14 protein-coding genes and 1 pseudogene are annotated in these 15,250 nt (G+C 37.5%); 13 read left to right on the forward strand and 2 right to left on the reverse strand.

Translation table 11 applies throughout. The features are described from left to right. Positions 1 to 99: 99 nt before the first annotated feature. The 5 genes and pseudogenes from IGJ11_RS02645 to IGJ11_RS02665 form a co-directional block, all read left to right on the forward strand. Positions 100 to 333 (forward strand): annotated as a pseudogene (locus tag IGJ11_RS02645) (transposase); the annotation flags it as partial. A gap of 254 nt (positions 334 to 587) precedes the next feature. Then, on the forward strand, positions 588 to 1,319 hold the full coding sequence (locus IGJ11_RS02650; RefSeq protein ID WP_010719963.1) for a GntR family transcriptional regulator: 732 nt from the start codon (positions 588 to 590) through the stop codon (positions 1,317 to 1,319). Positions 1,320 to 1,331: 12 nt separating this feature from the next. After that, entirely contained in the window at positions 1,332 to 2,504 is a 1,173-nt protein-coding gene (gene agaS / locus IGJ11_RS02655) for an SIS domain-containing protein (protein ID WP_063626617.1), read from the forward strand. Positions 2,505 to 2,526: 22 nt separating this feature from the next. Beyond that, positions 2,527 to 3,534 (forward strand): tagatose-bisphosphate aldolase, encoded by a 1,008-nt coding sequence (gene lacD, locus IGJ11_RS02660; RefSeq protein ID WP_010719961.1) that lies wholly within the window; start codon positions 2,527 to 2,529, stop codon positions 3,532 to 3,534. A gap of 11 nt (positions 3,535 to 3,545) precedes the next feature. After that, complete coding sequence (locus IGJ11_RS02665; protein WP_063626621.1) at positions 3,546 to 4,484, forward strand: hexose kinase; 939 nt, start codon at positions 3,546 to 3,548, stop codon at positions 4,482 to 4,484. 20 nt (positions 4,485 to 4,504) lie between these two features. Here the strand turns inward: IGJ11_RS02665 and IGJ11_RS02670 are convergent, their stop codons facing one another. Continuing rightward, positions 4,505 to 4,714 (reverse strand): hypothetical protein, encoded by a 210-nt coding sequence (locus tag IGJ11_RS02670; RefSeq protein ID WP_438772304.1) that lies wholly within the window; start codon positions 4,712 to 4,714, stop codon positions 4,505 to 4,507. Positions 4,715 to 5,318: 604 nt separating this feature from the next. On the opposite strand from IGJ11_RS02670, the gene IGJ11_RS02675 reads away from it, so the two are divergent. Genes IGJ11_RS02675 through IGJ11_RS02695 form a run of 5 tightly spaced genes read left to right on the forward strand, consistent with a single transcriptional unit; the run spans position 5,319 to position 9,727 of the window. Further along, positions 5,319 to 7,097 carry a glycoside hydrolase family 35 protein gene (locus IGJ11_RS02675; protein WP_207432913.1) on the forward strand — a complete coding sequence of 593 codons (1,779 nt, stop codon included), beginning with the start codon at positions 5,319 to 5,321 and terminating at the stop codon, positions 7,095 to 7,097. Positions 7,098 to 7,100: 3 nt separating this feature from the next. Then, complete coding sequence (locus IGJ11_RS02680) at positions 7,101 to 7,580, forward strand: PTS system mannose/fructose/N-acetylgalactosamine-transporter subunit IIB (RefSeq protein WP_010719958.1); 480 nt, start codon at positions 7,101 to 7,103, stop codon at positions 7,578 to 7,580. A 12-nt stretch (positions 7,581 to 7,592) separates the two neighbouring features. Then, positions 7,593 to 8,489: a PTS mannose/fructose/sorbose/N-acetylgalactosamine transporter subunit IIC gene (locus IGJ11_RS02685; RefSeq protein ID WP_010719957.1), complete on the forward strand. Its 897-nt coding sequence runs from the start codon at positions 7,593 to 7,595 to the stop codon at positions 8,487 to 8,489. Further along, entirely contained in the window at positions 8,476 to 9,285 is an 810-nt protein-coding gene (locus tag IGJ11_RS02690) for a PTS system mannose/fructose/sorbose family transporter subunit IID (protein ID WP_438772306.1), read from the forward strand. Before IGJ11_RS02685 ends, IGJ11_RS02690 begins: the two co-directional genes overlap by 14 nt. Before the next feature lie 37 nt (positions 9,286 to 9,322). After that, positions 9,323 to 9,727 (forward strand): PTS sugar transporter subunit IIA, encoded by a 405-nt coding sequence (locus IGJ11_RS02695; protein WP_010719955.1) that lies wholly within the window; start codon positions 9,323 to 9,325, stop codon positions 9,725 to 9,727. 473 nt (positions 9,728 to 10,200) lie between these two features. Here the strand turns inward: IGJ11_RS02695 and IGJ11_RS02700 are convergent, their stop codons facing one another. Beyond that, positions 10,201 to 11,136: a response regulator transcription factor gene (locus IGJ11_RS02700; RefSeq protein WP_063626626.1), complete on the reverse strand. Its 936-nt coding sequence runs from the start codon at positions 11,134 to 11,136 to the stop codon at positions 10,201 to 10,203. A gap of 271 nt (positions 11,137 to 11,407) precedes the next feature. Between IGJ11_RS02700 and ptcA the strand changes: the two genes are divergently transcribed. The 3 genes from ptcA to aguA all read left to right on the forward strand — a co-directional run bounded on the left by ptcA (position 11,408) and on the right by aguA (position 15,133). Then, positions 11,408 to 12,427, forward strand: coding sequence for a putrescine carbamoyltransferase (gene ptcA / locus IGJ11_RS02705; RefSeq protein ID WP_207432926.1), 1,020 nt, complete (start codon positions 11,408 to 11,410; stop codon positions 12,425 to 12,427). A gap of 236 nt (positions 12,428 to 12,663) precedes the next feature. Further along, positions 12,664 to 14,082 (forward strand): APC family permease, encoded by a 1,419-nt coding sequence (locus tag IGJ11_RS02710; RefSeq protein WP_251849347.1) that lies wholly within the window; start codon positions 12,664 to 12,666, stop codon positions 14,080 to 14,082. Then, entirely contained in the window at positions 14,036 to 15,133 is a 1,098-nt protein-coding gene (aguA, locus tag IGJ11_RS02715; protein WP_207432939.1) for an agmatine deiminase, read from the forward strand. Before IGJ11_RS02710 ends, aguA begins: the two co-directional genes overlap by 47 nt. Positions 15,134 to 15,250: the final 117 nt, after the last annotated feature.

Here is a 15,250-nt window from a genome sequence, read left to right on the forward strand (position 1 = left end):
AGTTGTACTACCTATACGAAAGCAGAAGCTTTTTTAGGCTCTACATTTTTTGATATTGGCGAAATTCGCCAACATTTTTTTATGATTTAAACGGTATAGAAAAGACATCATTCACTATTTGGGGGCTATTTAACCAGAGAAACCGAAACCTATACGACAACTTTGCGAACATTTAGAAAGTTTCTGACACAGATCCGAAATGCCTTCTGCTACAATTACTCAAATGGACCACTAGGATGTTTAAACAAGCCTATCAAAGTATTTAAACGAAATTTTTATCATTTCAAACGGCGAATCTTGATTCGTCACGGTAAAACTTTTTTAAGCAAATAAAGATACTAAGATTAGTAGGTTTCTATTTCCTATTTTTTTCAACTGGTATCAGATTTCAGCACTTATGACTGTTATTTTCGCTAGGAACAATTTCTTAAAAATGGATAGTTTTATTATTTCAATAAAATAATCATTGCTAAATCAACGATTTAAGACGGTTGTAGAATTTTTTCCAGATTGTTTGTTGACAAAAATAAAAAAACCATCTTACCATTAGTTTGTGGTTATAACCAGTTTAAAAGAAGGAGAAACCTATGGGAAATTCTTTTAAAAACAAAGCTTTGTATCATCAGTTGGTAGATTTACTTAAAAATCAGATGGAAAGTAACATGATACCCCATGATAAATTACCCTCTGAACGAGAATTAACTGCTCAATACGGAGTTAGTCGGACAACGGTTCGATTAGCTTTGAAAGAGTTGGAAAATACAGGTTATATTTATCGGAGACATGGAAAAGGAACATTTGTATCCGATATCAAAAAGAACGTAGCAGATTTAGCAGGAACCTATAGCTTTACTGAACAAATGAAAAGTTTAGGTAGAACTGCTGAGACGCGGATCTTAGCTTTTGAAAAAATTGAAGCGGACAAATTTATTGCAAAACAATTGAATCTTTCATTAGGAGAAGTAGTCTTCAAATTAAGTCGATTGCGGATAGCTGATCGGGAACCGCTTATGATCGAAGATACCTATTTGCCAGTCAAATTTTTCTTATCATTAAATGATCAGCTTTTAAGAAGCAAACCTCTATATGATCTTTTTTCCGAGGATTTTAATCAGACCGTTCGATTAGCAGATGAAGAGCTATATGCAAGTGTTGCCTCAAAGGAAGATGCGAAACAGCTGATAATCTCAGAAGGAGCACCTGTCCTTCATTTAGCACGTCAAACCTATAATATGAAAAATGAAATTATCGAATTTACTTTAAGTGTCGCCCGTGCGGATCAATTTCATTATCAGATCCGCCATATTCGAAATAGTTAGGAGAATCGAAACATGTTTACAGTAGGAAAAGAAAAACTGGATCAGCTGGGTGCTGAGATCACGACTCGCGAAATACGCCAACAGCCGGAACTTTGGGAAGAAACCCTTGATCACTATCAAACAGTTCAAAAGGAATTAGATAATTTTCTTGCAATAGTTAAAGAAAAGGCAAATGGTCAGCGAACACGTGTAATCTTCACTGGTGCAGGAACATCTCAATATGTAGGAGACACATTAGTTCCTTATTTGCGCAAGAACGGTGATCGCCAAGCATTTAGCTTTGAAAGTATTGGAACGACTGATATTGTCGCAGAACCTGAAGAGTATTTAATTAAAGAAGAACCAACTTTACTTGTATCATTTGCGAGGAGTGGAAACAGTCCTGAAAGCTTGGCAGCAGTTGAAATTGCAAATCAGGTGGTTGATACGATCTATCATTTATCAATTACGTGTGCTGTAGAAGGAAAACTAGCTCAAATTAGTCAATCCGATTCCAATAGTTTTTTATTCTTGATGCCAGCACGTTCCAATGATAGTGGCTTTGCTATGACTGGTAGCTTTTCCTGCATGACTTTAGGAGCTTTGTTGACATTCGATCAAACAGTATTAGTGAAGAAACAACAATACCTGAAGGTTTTAAGTAATTTAGGAAATGAAGTAATTACCCGAGTAAATGAAATTGAAAAAATCGTTCAGCTTGATTTTGAACGCATTGTTTATGTTGGTTCAGGAAGTCTAGCTGGATTAACAAGGGAAGCGCAATTGAAGATTCTGGAATTGACAGCCGGAAAAATTGCTACCATCTTTGATTCATCAATGGGCTTTCGCCATGGTCCAAAGTCGTTTATTAATCAAAAAACAATCATGTTCGGTTTTGTTAATAATAATCCTTACACGCGTGATTACGACTTGGATGTCTTAGAAGAAGTGCGTGGAGATGAAATCGCTTCCGGAGTGTTCGCCATTACTCAACCAGGGCAACGGAATTTCACTGGCGATAAATTCGAGTTTACAACTGAGGCCGAATTACTGCCAGATGGCTATTTAGCACTAAGCTATATCATGGTTGCCCAAATAGTCGCTTTGTTATCATCGATTAAAGTGAATAATAAACCAGATACACCGTCACCAACAGGAACAGTTAACCGAGTTGTAAAAGGTGTAACGATTCACAAATATAAGTAAAAATAAACTGGGAGGAAGAACCATGATTACATTAACCAGAGGAAAAAAAGCAGCAATGGATCGTTTATCGACAAAAGATGGTATTATCAGTGCCTTAGCGATTGATCAACGCGGAGCATTAAAAAAAATGATCAAAGCCTTAAATGTAGAATTAAATGATGAACAGATTGAGCGTTTCAAGGAGTTAGTTTCTAGTGAATTAACCCCTTATGCATCTTCTATTTTATTGGACCCAGAATATGGTCTTCCTGCTGCAAGTGCACGACATGAAGATGCTGGTTTGTTGTTGGCCTATGAAAAAACCGGCTATGATGTAACAACACCGGGACGCTTGCCTGATTTATTAGCAGATTGGTCAGTTTTACGATTAAAAGAGCAAGGAGCCGATTCGATTAAGTTTCTACTTTATTATGACGTAGATGAAGATCCGGAAATCAATCATCAGAAGCATGTCTTCGTAGAACGTTTAGGTAGCGAGTGTGCCGAAGAAGATTTGCCATTCTATTTAGAATTACTATCATATGATACTCAAATTTCAGATGTTCATTCACTTGAATATGCCAAAGTAAAACCGCATAAAGTCAATAGCATGATGAAGGAATTTTCGAAACCACAGTACAAAGTAGATGTTTTAAAGGTAGAAGTTCCTGTCAATATGAACTTTGTAGAGGGTTTCAGTACAGATGAAGTAGCGTATACCAAAGAGGAGGCGGCAAAGTACTTCTTGGAACAAAGTCAAGCGACAGATTTGCCTTTTATTTTCTTGAGTGCCGGTGTTTCTACGAAGCTATTCCAACAAACATTGTTTTTTGCTAAAGATTCAGGTTCGACCTTTAATGGTGTGCTTTGTGGTAGAGCTACTTGGAAAAATGGTGTGAAGCCGTTTATCAAATCTGGTGAAGAATCTGCTCGTGCCTGGCTGAAAAGTGAAGGTCGTGAAAATATCGAAAGCTTGAACAACGTTTTGGCACAAACAGCCAGTTCTTGGTATGACAAAGTCCAAGTTGAAAAAGAAGCAGCTGTGAACTAGGAGGAGAGCTCGTGATAGTAACTGTAACGATGAACCCGTCAATTGATATTTCCTATCCGCTTGCTTCCTTGAATGTGGATACTGTCAATCGAACAGATCAAGTTAATAAAACAGCAGGTGGAAAAGGACTTAATGTAACCCGAGTAATCCATGATCTAAAGGGGGATGTACTCGCTACAGGAGTTCTCGGTGGGTTTCATGGGGCGTTTATTGCAGATGAATTAAAGCATGCCGGTATTAAGCAGAAATTTACAGAGATCAAAGAAGAAAGCCGGGATTCAATCGCTATTTTGCATGAAGGAAATCAAACTGAGATTTTGGAAGCGGGCCCAACAGTTTCCTATGAAGAACAGCAGAATTTCCTAGAAAACTTCAAGGAGCTAATAAAAAAAGCAAAGATTGTCACAATCTCAGGTAGTCTTGCAAAAGGATTGCCATCAAATTTTTACCAAACGTTGGTCCAATTGACAGAAGAGCAGTCCGCAAAGGTTCTTGTCGATACCTCTGGGGAAAGCTTGCATCAGGTTTTAGCTGGCAAACAGAAGCCATTTTTAATCAAACCAAATCTTGAGGAATTATCGACACTACTGAGACATTCATTTTCGATTGATCGATTAGAAGAAGTCCAGGAAGAATTGATTCAACCTATCTTCGCAGGTATTGAATGGATCATTGTTTCTCTAGGAAAAGCTGGAGCTCTCGCAAAACATAAAGATTGTTTTTATCGAGTTACGCTCCCTACGATAAAAGCAGTCAACCCAGTTGGTTCAGGAGATGCTACAGTCGCTGGATTTGCCTACGGCCTATCACAAGAAATGGATGAAATAGAACTTTTGAAGTTTTGTATGGCTACTGGTATGGCTAATGCACAAGAAGGACAAACAGGTCATGTTTCACCGGTGAATATTCAATCGCATATTGAAAAAATAACTGTAAAAAAGATTGAGTGAAAAAATCGATCTAGATAAAATCAATGATTTTTTGAGACCAACTCAATTTGGTAGAAGTTCCATTTTTTGTAGGATTCAACGTACTCCAGTAGTTGTTGTGAACCTCTACGTTTCGTCACTCGGACTTGCAGAACGGTCGGTTCATCGGTAAGAATCTTTAATAATTTCGCAACATTTAAAGGAGTTGGAAATATAATTTTATTTGTTTCCGTAAAATCTTCCTCATTCATGTGGATATTGTAGTCTTGTTTAAAGCGCTGACAGCTGGAATTGTAATAACACAATTCTTGACAATTAGGATCCACATATTGTTCGGGCAAATAAGTTTGCTGATAGATATATGCAGTTTTTTAGTTTTTCGTAAATGTCTGATGCAATCATAAAATGCTAAGGCTGGCAGTTTAAGCTTGTTTAAATAGTGTGGATCATTCCCTCGAGCGATTGATAAAACTTGGACTTGATCATTACTGATAGTGAATAATTCAATGTCAGAAAACTAGACCAGTTTTTCTTTACGTGAAACAAATGAGTCACGACCTTGATGACGAATTATGAATCCATCCTTTATTCATTCAGGGAGCGAATGACTGTAATAGAGCTTACGTTAAATATTTATATTAATTCTGCTTCTGTGTAAAGTTTATTGCCATTTTGGGATGTCTAAATTAACCCTTCAAACAACATCAAAGAATTAAACTTTTCGTTAGAGTCTTTGGTTTTGTATGTATAATTTGATTTTAACACGTTCTGTTATGTTGGATAGGGTTGACTTTCTATTTCAAATTATTTGATATATCAATATATTGAAAACGCTTTTATTGAAGGAGGGAGCTTTTGAACACATTTGAGATTAAAGAAGATTTTCTTCTAAACGGTAAGCCCTTTAAGATACTCTCAGGAGCTATCCACTATTTTAGAGTGGATTCAGCCGATTGGTATCACTCGTTATATAATCTGAAAGCATTGGGATTTAATACAGTTGAAACTTATGTACCATGGAATCTACATGAACCTAAAAAAGGAGATTTCCATTTTGAGGGAATTTTGGACTTAGAACATTTTTTGTCCATTGCTGAGGAATTAGGACTATACGCGATTGTTAGACCATCTCCATATATTTGTGCAGAATGGGAGTTTGGTGGTTTTCCTGCTTGGTTACTTAATGAGGGAACTCGGATCCGAACAAATGAAACCGTTTATTTGAACCATGTGGCGGATTATTATGATGTTTTAATAAAAAAAATCGTGCCGCATCAGCTGACAAATGGTGGAAATATTTTAATGATTCAAATTGAGAATGAATACGGTTCTTATGGAGAAGAAAAAGACTATTTACGTTCGATACGTGATTTAATGTTGGACAGAGGAATAACAGTGCCATTTTTCACTTCGGATGGACCATGGCGAGCGACACTCAGAGCAGGCAGCATGATTGATGAAGATATTTTAGTTACTGGAAATTTTGGTTCAAAGGCTGAAGAAAATTTTTCTTCAATGGAAGCTTTCTTCAATGAGCATGGGAAAAAATGGCCTTTAATGTGTATGGAATTTTGGGATGGTTGGTTTAATCGTTGGAAGGAACCGATTGTACAACGTGATGCAAAAGAATTAGCTGAGGCAATCAAAGAGGTCGTGCTGAGAGGAAGTATTAACCTGTATATGTTCCATGGAGGAACAAATTTTGGATTTATGAATGGTTGCTCAGCTAGAGGAGTGATTGATTTGCCACAGATTACTTCTTATGATTACGGAGCACCCTTAGACGAGCAAGGAAATCCAACCGAAAAATATTATGCAATCCAGACAATGATTCATGAAACGTTCCCTGATATCCAACAAATGGAACCTTTGACAAAAGACACAATGGAAATGAAAGATATTCCATTAATTGATAAAGTCAGTTTATTTTCAACATTAGATACAATTAGTCAATCAGTAAAAATGAAATATCCAGAAACGATGGAAATGTTAGGACAAAATACAGGTTATATTCTGTATCGCACCTCAATAAAAAAAGATGCAGAACATGAAAGACTGAGAGTAATCGATGGAAGAGACCGTAGCCAACTATTTTTAAATCAAAAACTGCAAGCTACACAATATCAGACAGAAATTGGTGAAGATATCATTGTTCCAATGCCTCAGGAAGACAATCAATTAGATATTCTAATTGAAAATATGGGGCGTGTTAATTATGGTCATAAATTATTAGCCGATACACAAAAAAAGGGAATTCGTACAGGGGTCATGGCTGATCTACATTTTATCACTGATTGGAATCAGTATTGTTTACCACTAGAATCATGTGAGAAGGTTGATTTTTCAAAGGAATGGTATCCTAACCAGCCAAGTTTTTATCGCTATGAAGTAGCACTTGATGAAGTGGAAGATAGCTTCATTGATCTATCAAAATTTGGGAAAGGTGTCGTATTTGTTAATCAGACTAATATTGGACGTTTTTGGGAAGTTGGGCCAACACTTTCGCTATATATTCCGAAAAGCTTATTTAAAAAAGGAAACAATGAAATAGTGATTTTTGAAACAGAAGGAACTTTCCAACCAGAGATCCAATTAGTAAAAGCACCACTATATAAAGAAATGAAAGAAGGATAAACAATGAGTATTATCGGAGTAAGAATTGATGGACGTTTAATTCATGGACAAGTAGCCAACTTATGGACAACCAAGTTGAACATCACACGGATTATGGTTGTAGATGATGAAGTTGCAAAAAATGATATTGAAAAAAGTGGATTAAAGCTGGCAACTCCACCAGGAGTTAAATTAAGTGTATTGCCGATTGAAAAAGCTGCTAATAATATTTTAGCAGGAAAATATGATTCTCAAAGATTATTGATTATTGCTCGGGAGCCGGATCGTTTATTGAAGTTGGTAGAATTAGGAGTCCCAATTGAAGAAATTAATGTTGGGAATATGTCACAGACGAATGAAACACGGTCCATTACTAAATCAATCAATGTGGTTGATCAAGATGTAGAAGTATTTAACAAATTACAGGCTAAAGGTGTTCGCTTAGTAGCGCAGATGGTTCCAAGTGATAAAGCAGAAAATTTTATGGCTTTATTAGCGAAATAGGAGGATAAATAAATGGATATCTTATGGTGGCAGATCTTATTATTAACATTATACGCAGGGTATCAAATTTTAGATGAGTTACAAATTTATTCATCGCTGAGTGCACCCGTTTTTGCCGGATTATTTGCTGGTCTAGTGATGGGGGATCTAAAAGCAGGACTTATTATTGGTGGTAGTATGCAATTGACTGTACTTGGTGTTGGTACCTTTGGGGGTGCATCAAAAATTGATGCCAACTCTGGAACGATTTTAGCGACAGCTTTCTCAGTAGCGCTAGGAATGAACCCAGAGCAAGCAATTGCCGTAATTGCGGTACCAGTAGCTAGCTTGATGATTCAATTAGATATATTAGCCCGTTTTGCGAATACGTATTTTGCACATCGCATTGATAAATTAGTTGAAGATATGAACTATAAAGGGATTGAACGTAATTTCTTAATGGGAGCCCTCTCTTGGTCACTTTCTCGTATGATTCCCGTTTTTCTAGCATTAGCATTTGGAGGAGGACTAGTAGAACAAGTGGTAGCCGTGCTAAATGGTGATTTGAAGTGGTTAGGCGATGGATTATCAGTAGCTGGAGCAGTTTTACCAGCTGTCGGTTTTGCTATTCTACTACGTTACTTGCCAGTTAAAAAGCATTTCCCTTATCTAATTTTAGGATTTACATTAACGGCATTACTAGGAACCGTCTTTACTAACATGCAGGTTTTAGGAACGGGTGTTGCAGGAGTTGTGAAGAATTTCGAAGGAATATTTAATTCACTTCCGATGTTAGCAATTGCACTAGTTGGATTTTCTTTAGCAGCCATCAGTTACAAAAATGGACAGCTGATACCACATTCGCCAGCCCCTAAAGATGTTACATCGAATGATTCAGATGAAGGAGAGATTGAAGATGACGAAATCTAATTATAAGTTAACGAAGGAAGACTTTAAGCAGATCAATCGCAGAAGCTTGTTTACTTTCCAATTAGGTTGGAACTATGAACGGATGCAAGGATCAGGCTATCTTTATACAATTCTGCCGCAATTACGCAAGCTTTATGGTGATAATTCTCCTGAATTAAAAGAAATGATGAAAACTCATACCCAATTCTTTAATACATCAAACTTCTTCAATACTATCGTTACCGGGATTGACTTGGCTATTGAGGAAAAGGAAGGTATTGATGGTAAAGACACTGTCTCAGGTTTAAAAGCTGGGTTGATGGGGCCTTTTGCAGCAATTGGTGATTCGATTTTCGCAGCGTTAATTCCAACAATTTTTGGAGCCTTAGCAGCCAATATGGCAATTAATGGCAACCCAACTGGAATTTTTATTTGGATTATCGCACAAATCGCTGTTATGATTTTCCGTTGGAAACAATTAGAATTTGCTTATCGTGAAGGAATCTCTTTAGTTACCACGATGCAACATCGCTTAACTGCCTTGACAGATGCTGCAACTTTGTTAGGGGGCTTCATGGTTGGAGCGTTGGTCGCTACCATGATTAATGTAAAATTGTCTTGGGCACCAAGTATTGGTGATGTGACGTTAAACATGCAAAACAACCTGGATATGATTTTACCACGATTATTACCAGCCGGTATCGTTGCAGCAATTTATTGGATGCTTGGCAAAAAGAATATGACTTCTACTAAGGCAATTTTCATAGTATTAGTGATTTGTGTAGCATTATCAGCTTTAGGCGTGATTTCAAAATAAGTCAGGCTGATTCCAATTAGTGATGAGGAGTGGTTCAATGGGAAAACAATTAGTTTTAATTAGTCATGGACTTTTCTGTGAAGAATTAAAAAAAAGTACAGAAATGATAATGGGGCCTCAGGAAAGTATTCACACAGTAAGCCTTCTTCCTTCTGAATCAGCGGAAGATTTTCGTGAAAAGTTTGAAACAGTAATTGCCAATTTAGATGATTTCGTGGTATTAGCAGATTTAATGGGTGGCACTCCGTGTAATGTAGTTTCAAAAATAATTCTCGAGGGTCAAGTAATTGACTTATACGCAGGCATGAACATGCCAATGGTCATTGACTTCATTAACAGTCAATTAATTGGAACAGAACTTTCATTAATCGAATCTGCTACAAGTAACATTTGTTATGTGAATGGACGGATTTTCAGTGATGACGATGATGAAGATGAGTAAGATAAAATATATGAGTGATGAAGCCAAAGAAATATTTCTCTGATCAGACTATAGATAAAAGACATTTCAAACTTGTAATTTGAGTTTGGAATGTCTTTTTATCTAGTTTTGTTCAAAATTTTGGACAAAAAAGAGACCCTTTGTCAAATGATGTTGGTAAAGAGAAATTCTAGAATGATTGGTGAAAGATTGAGAAAAAAGTATTCAGTATCAAGTAATAAGAAGGAATTTCCGAAATTTGACAAGAAACATAAATACTTTTTTTTTGGTGTTGATTATTATCTACTTGGTGTGTCTCAAATTTTTTATAAATTTCAGCGAATTTTTGAAGATGCCGCTTTTGTCTCATTCTCCATTTTTTTATTTTATGATTAACCTCATAAAAAAGTGGGACATTAATTAGATTTTTTCTGATTAATGTCCCAGACTCGTCTACAGACTGAGAACTTGGAAGGGATACTTCCAGGACTTTTTTAAACGGTTGACTCAATGGCTTCTTTATACTTTTCAAAAAGGGGGATAATTTGCGTGCGCTTTTTTATGTCAAGTTTAATAAAAATATTGTGGACATGAGTTTTAACCGTTCCTAATGAAAGAAAGAGCTGGTCAGCAATTTCCTGATTGGTTCGATGTGACAGTAGCAATATAAAAATTTCCGTTTCTCGTTGAGTAAACTGGTGATCCTGACAAAAGTCTTGAATCAAGAGAGAGGTGTCTTGCTTTTGTGTTTTTTCTTTCTGAGGTTGATATTTTTTGATAAAGAAGTGCAGTAATAAAACACATATAACAATCGAAAAAATATCCTCTGAGACACTACGATTATAAATTTTTGTCACTAAGGAGCTATATTGATCGACATTGAAAATCACGAAACTATCTTCAATAATGATCAAAATACTAAAGAAGAGATTGATGAACATCAATTGCTTTAAATAGTGTTTGTTCAGCAAAGGTACATCCTTTTTTGTTCCTCGCCAACAATAAATTCCTAGGTAAAACAGGAAGAGTTGATTGCCCAGATAATAGAGCCAGACTTTAAAGGCTGAATTATCCATCAATGGGATGGTAATCATCCAAGCAGCCAAAGCAAGCAGTAAAGCATAATGGAGAGGGGAAAGTTTTTCTTTTTGTAGTTCGGCAAGAATAGAAATGGAAAAAAAGGCGTTTCCCATAAAAATAATCGTTTTAACTGCTGGCGCACTCATAAATGCTTGATCATAACTTTGTGCAAAGGAATTGAGGAACTCCGTCATATAAATAATCGTGTTATCAAAAATGAAGAATGCCAAATACAAACTGATCCAGAGAAATAAGTTGTTTTTTTCTTTTAAATAAGCATAAATAGCAAAAGTCATCGTGATTGAATATAGAATGATCAATAGAATGTTGTAAACAAAAATAGCTATCATATTGAATCCCCTTTCATTTTTTTCCTTACCTCAAATTTCTTATTTTAATTATAACACCGATTTTTTTATCTTTACTTTTAATTCCTATAAACTTCCTTCTAAACTTTTGTAAACCCTTGGAAAATAACTGGTTTATATCCAAAAATAAACCAGCCTGTACCACGTATAGATCGACAATGATAACGTTTACAACTAATAGCTTATCGTAAACTCTCACTTTTTTTCCTAAAGTGAAGATGCAAAGCAAACAAATTACTTAGGAGGTTTCATTATGGGAAAAAAAGATTTTATTACAACTGAAAATTACACGAAGGAAGAGATCCAACAAATTGTTGACCTGTCATTGAAAATCAAAGCGGCCATCAAGAATGGTTTTTATCCTCCTTTGCTAAAGAACAAAGTGTTAGGGATGATCTTCCAACAGTCTTCTACCAGAACGCGGGTTTCGTTTGAAACAGCAATGACACAATTAGGGGGGCACGCAGAATATCTAGCACCAGGACAAATTCAATTGGGTGGTCATGAAACGATAGAAGACACGAGCCGAGTTCTTTCTCGTTTAGTTGATATTTTGATGGCTCGGGTGGAACGTCATCATAGTGTGTATGACTTAGCAACGAATGCCACGATCCCAGTTATTAACGGGATGTCTGACTTCAACCACCCAACGCAAGAAATTGGCGATCTTTGCACCATGATCGAACATCTTCCAGCAGGCAAAAAAATTGAAGACTGCAAGGTTTCCTTTATTGGAGATGCTACACAAGTCTGTTTCTCTTTAGGATTGATTGCAACAAAAATGGGAATGGAATTCGTTCAATTTGGACCAAAAGGGTTCCAGTTAAACGAAGACCATCGCGCACGACTAGACGCAATTTGCAAAGATTCTGGTGGCTCCTATACGATATCCGATCAAATCGATGTTATCGAAGGTTCGGATTTTGTTTATACAGATGTTTGGTATGGACTGTATGAAGCTGAACTATCAGAAGAGGAACGCATGCGTATTTTTTATCCTAAATACCAAGTGAATACGGACTTGATGAAACGTGCTGGGGAACAAGCGAAATTTATGCACTGCTTGCCTGCCACTCGTGGGGAAGAAGTCACAGATGAAGTCATGGATGGACCGAACTCGATCTGTTTTGATGAAGCAGAAAATCGGTTGACTTCGATTCGCGGTCTCTTAGTGTACTTGATGCGAGATTATGCGGAAAAAAATCCAATCGATGAGACCAAAAAAGCAGCGGCTAAAAAAGACTTGGAAGCTTTGCTAGGTGAAACATTTTAGACGCAAGAGATGAGGAAAGGAAATAATCTGCGTATCATGACGATGCGTGAGGATTGTCTCTGTTCTAGAGGAGGGGCTAACGATCTGAAAATCGATTCTTTCTAGCAGAATCTTGATCTCACACTAATGCAGCTTTTATGCCGCACTAGGAATCATACGAGGTGAGTCCGCAGGTTACAAGAATCGTTCAATCGCTGGTCCAACCTTATTCCCTTGTACCGGAAAGGAAGAAAACAATGGGAGAAAAGAAAAAATTTAGTTTGATGAGTGCTATATTATCTGTTATTTGTGTTGTATTTGTGGCAGAAGCGGCTGCACCGGTAGCAGCAATCGGAAATTCACAATTTTTTTGGTGGATCTTTTTATTGATTGCATTCCTTTTGCCCTATGGATTGATCTCGTCAGAGTTAGGAACAACTTATATCGGTGATGGCGGTATCTATGATTGGGTGACACAAGCCTTCGGACATCGCTGGGGATCTCGCGTTTCTTGGTATTACTGGATCAATTATCCACTGTGGTTAGCTTCTCTAGCAGTAGTCTGCCCTGATTTATTGATGACGATCACAGGCAGCGAATTTTCAACAGCTGCTGCTATCATGATCGAACTGATCTTTATATGGATCATTGTTTGGATCAGTTTTTATCCGGTCAGTGACAGTGTGTGGATTTTGAATGGAGCAGCTGTTATCAAAATGCTGCTGGCAATCTTGATTGGTGGCTTAGGTCTCTATACTGCGTTTACTAAGGGTGTGGCGAATGAGTTTACTCTTTCTTCCATGCTGCCAAGTTTCAATTTAAATAGTTTGTCCTTTATTTCAGTAATCATTTTTAACTTATTAGGATTCGAAGTGATTTGTACATTCGCGAATGATATGGAAAATCCTAAAAAGCAAATCCCTCAATCGATCATTGCCGGTGGACTGGTGATTGCAGCCATTTACATTTTTTCTGCATTCGGGATCGGTGTAGCAATTCCTACGGATCAGATTAGTACAGGCAGCGGATTGATGGATAGTTTTAAGTTATTGACAGGATCAACAGGCGGCTGGTTCATTATTTCGATGGCCTTTTTATTCTTACTGACATTGTTTGGCAATATGATTTCTTGGTCGTTAGGGGTTAACAATACTGCTTGTTATGCAGCCGAAAATGACGATATGCCGAAAGTATTTGCCAAACGCAGCAAAAAAAACGGCATGCCTACTGGTGCGGCGATTATGAATGGTATTGTTGCTTCTATCGTTGTCATCATCGCACCAATTTTACCAAATCAAGATTTATTTTGGGCATTTTTCTCGTTGAACCTAGTAATGTTCCTACTATCATATGTACCTGTTTTTCCTGCGTTTTATAAATTGCGCAAAATCGATCCAGAAACACCTCGACCTTTCAAGGTGAGCGGCAGCGACTGGTTCTTGAATGTATTAGTCGCACTACCGATGATCATGATCGTGATCTCATTGATTTTCACAGCGATTCCTTTGCAGTTTGATGCTGAATCGCTGAGTCAGCAATTACCAATCACGATTGGAGCAATTATATTTGCCCTCGTTGGTGAAATCATTATCTGGATCAAAAAAATCAAAAAAGAAGGAGTGCTGTATCATGGCAAAGCGAATCGAAAAGACCACACCGAAACAAGACGGGTTTAGAATGCCTGGAGAGTTTGAACCACAAGAGAAAGTATGGATGATTTGGCCAGAGCGTCCGGATAACTGGCGTGATGGAGGCAAACCGGCTCAAGAAGCATTTGCCGAAGTCGCAAAAGCGATCAGCAAATTCACGCCAATGAATGTGGTCGTGTCGCAACAGCAATATCAAAACTGCCGTCGTCAATTGCCTGCCGACATCACTGTCTATGAAATGTCGAACAACGATGCTTGGATTCGTGACTGTGGTCCTAGCTTTGTCATTAACGACAAAGGCGAATTACGAGGCAATGACTGGGGATTTAATGCTTGGGGCGGATTAGTTGATGGCTTATATTTCCCTTGGGATCAAGACGATCTGATTGCACAAAAGATCTGTGAGATAGAGCACGTGGATTCGTATCGAACGGAGGATTTTATTTTAGAAGGGGGATCCTTTCACGTTGATGGAGAAGGTACTGTTTTAACGACTGAGATGTGTTTGTTGAGTGAAGGTCGGAACCCTCATATGACAAAAGAAGAGATCGAACAAAAATTATGTGACTACTTAAACTGTGAGAAAGTACTTTGGTTAGGTGACGGGATCGATCCGGAAGAAACCAATGGGCATGTGGATGATGTGGCATGTTTTGTTCGTCCCGGAGAAGTGGCTTGTATCTATACTGAAGATCAAAACAGCCCATTTTATGAAGCGGCTCAAGCTGCTTACAAGCGTTTGAATGAAATGACCGATGCCAAAGGTCGCAAATTAAAAGTTCATAAGCTTTGTTGCCCAGTAGAGAATGTCACGATCAATGGGGATTTCAAGATCGATTACGTAGAAGGAACGATGCCACGTGAAGATGGCGACATTTGTATTGCTTCTTATATGAATTTTCTGATCACGAACAACGGTGTGATCGTTCCTCAGTATGGAGATAAAAATGATGCGCTGGCACTTGAGGAAATAGCAGAATTCTTTCCAGATAAAGAAGTCGTAGGCGTAAATACAGTTGAGATCGTATACGGTGGTGGAAATATTCACTGTATCACACAACAACAACCGCAAAGATAGGTGGAGGCTTATCTCAAAAATTGTCATCGCATTGGGTGGAATTTTAGGCGACGCTGCTCATGAACAATTGACCAAAGCCCAAAGCAGCAAATTCGATTACTGACCTGATCAATGACG

Source organism: Enterococcus sp. DIV0691 (genome assembly GCF_051711145.1).
GTDB lineage: Bacteria > Bacillota > Bacilli > Lactobacillales > Enterococcaceae > Enterococcus_B > Enterococcus_B hirae.

Excerpts from the sequence above, each read along its gene's own strand:
- IGJ11_RS02650 (WP_010719963.1), top strand. The coding sequence starts at position 588 with ATGGGAAATTCTTTTAAAAACAAAGCTTTGTATCATCAGTTGGTAGAT.
- agaS (WP_063626617.1), top strand. The coding sequence starts at position 1,332 with ATGTTTACAGTAGGAAAAGAAAAACTGGATCAGCTGGGTGCTGAGATC.
- lacD (WP_010719961.1), top strand. The coding sequence starts at position 2,527 with ATGATTACATTAACCAGAGGAAAAAAAGCAGCAATGGATCGTTTATCG.
- IGJ11_RS02670 (WP_438772304.1), bottom strand. The coding sequence starts at position 4,714 with ATGAATGAGGAAGATTTTACGGAAACAAATAAAATTATATTTCCAACT.
- IGJ11_RS02680 (WP_010719958.1), top strand. The coding sequence starts at position 7,101 with ATGAGTATTATCGGAGTAAGAATTGATGGACGTTTAATTCATGGACAA.
- IGJ11_RS02685 (WP_010719957.1), top strand. The coding sequence starts at position 7,593 with ATGGATATCTTATGGTGGCAGATCTTATTATTAACATTATACGCAGGG.
- IGJ11_RS02690 (WP_438772306.1), top strand. The coding sequence starts at position 8,476 with ATGACGAAATCTAATTATAAGTTAACGAAGGAAGACTTTAAGCAGATC.
- IGJ11_RS02695 (WP_010719955.1), top strand. The coding sequence starts at position 9,323 with ATGGGAAAACAATTAGTTTTAATTAGTCATGGACTTTTCTGTGAAGAA.
- IGJ11_RS02700 (WP_063626626.1), bottom strand. The coding sequence starts at position 11,136 with ATGATAGCTATTTTTGTTTACAACATTCTATTGATCATTCTATATTCA.
- ptcA (WP_207432926.1), top strand. The coding sequence starts at position 11,408 with ATGGGAAAAAAAGATTTTATTACAACTGAAAATTACACGAAGGAAGAG.
- IGJ11_RS02710 (WP_251849347.1), top strand. The coding sequence starts at position 12,664 with ATGGGAGAAAAGAAAAAATTTAGTTTGATGAGTGCTATATTATCTGTT.
- aguA (WP_207432939.1), top strand. The coding sequence starts at position 14,036 with ATGGCAAAGCGAATCGAAAAGACCACACCGAAACAAGACGGGTTTAGA.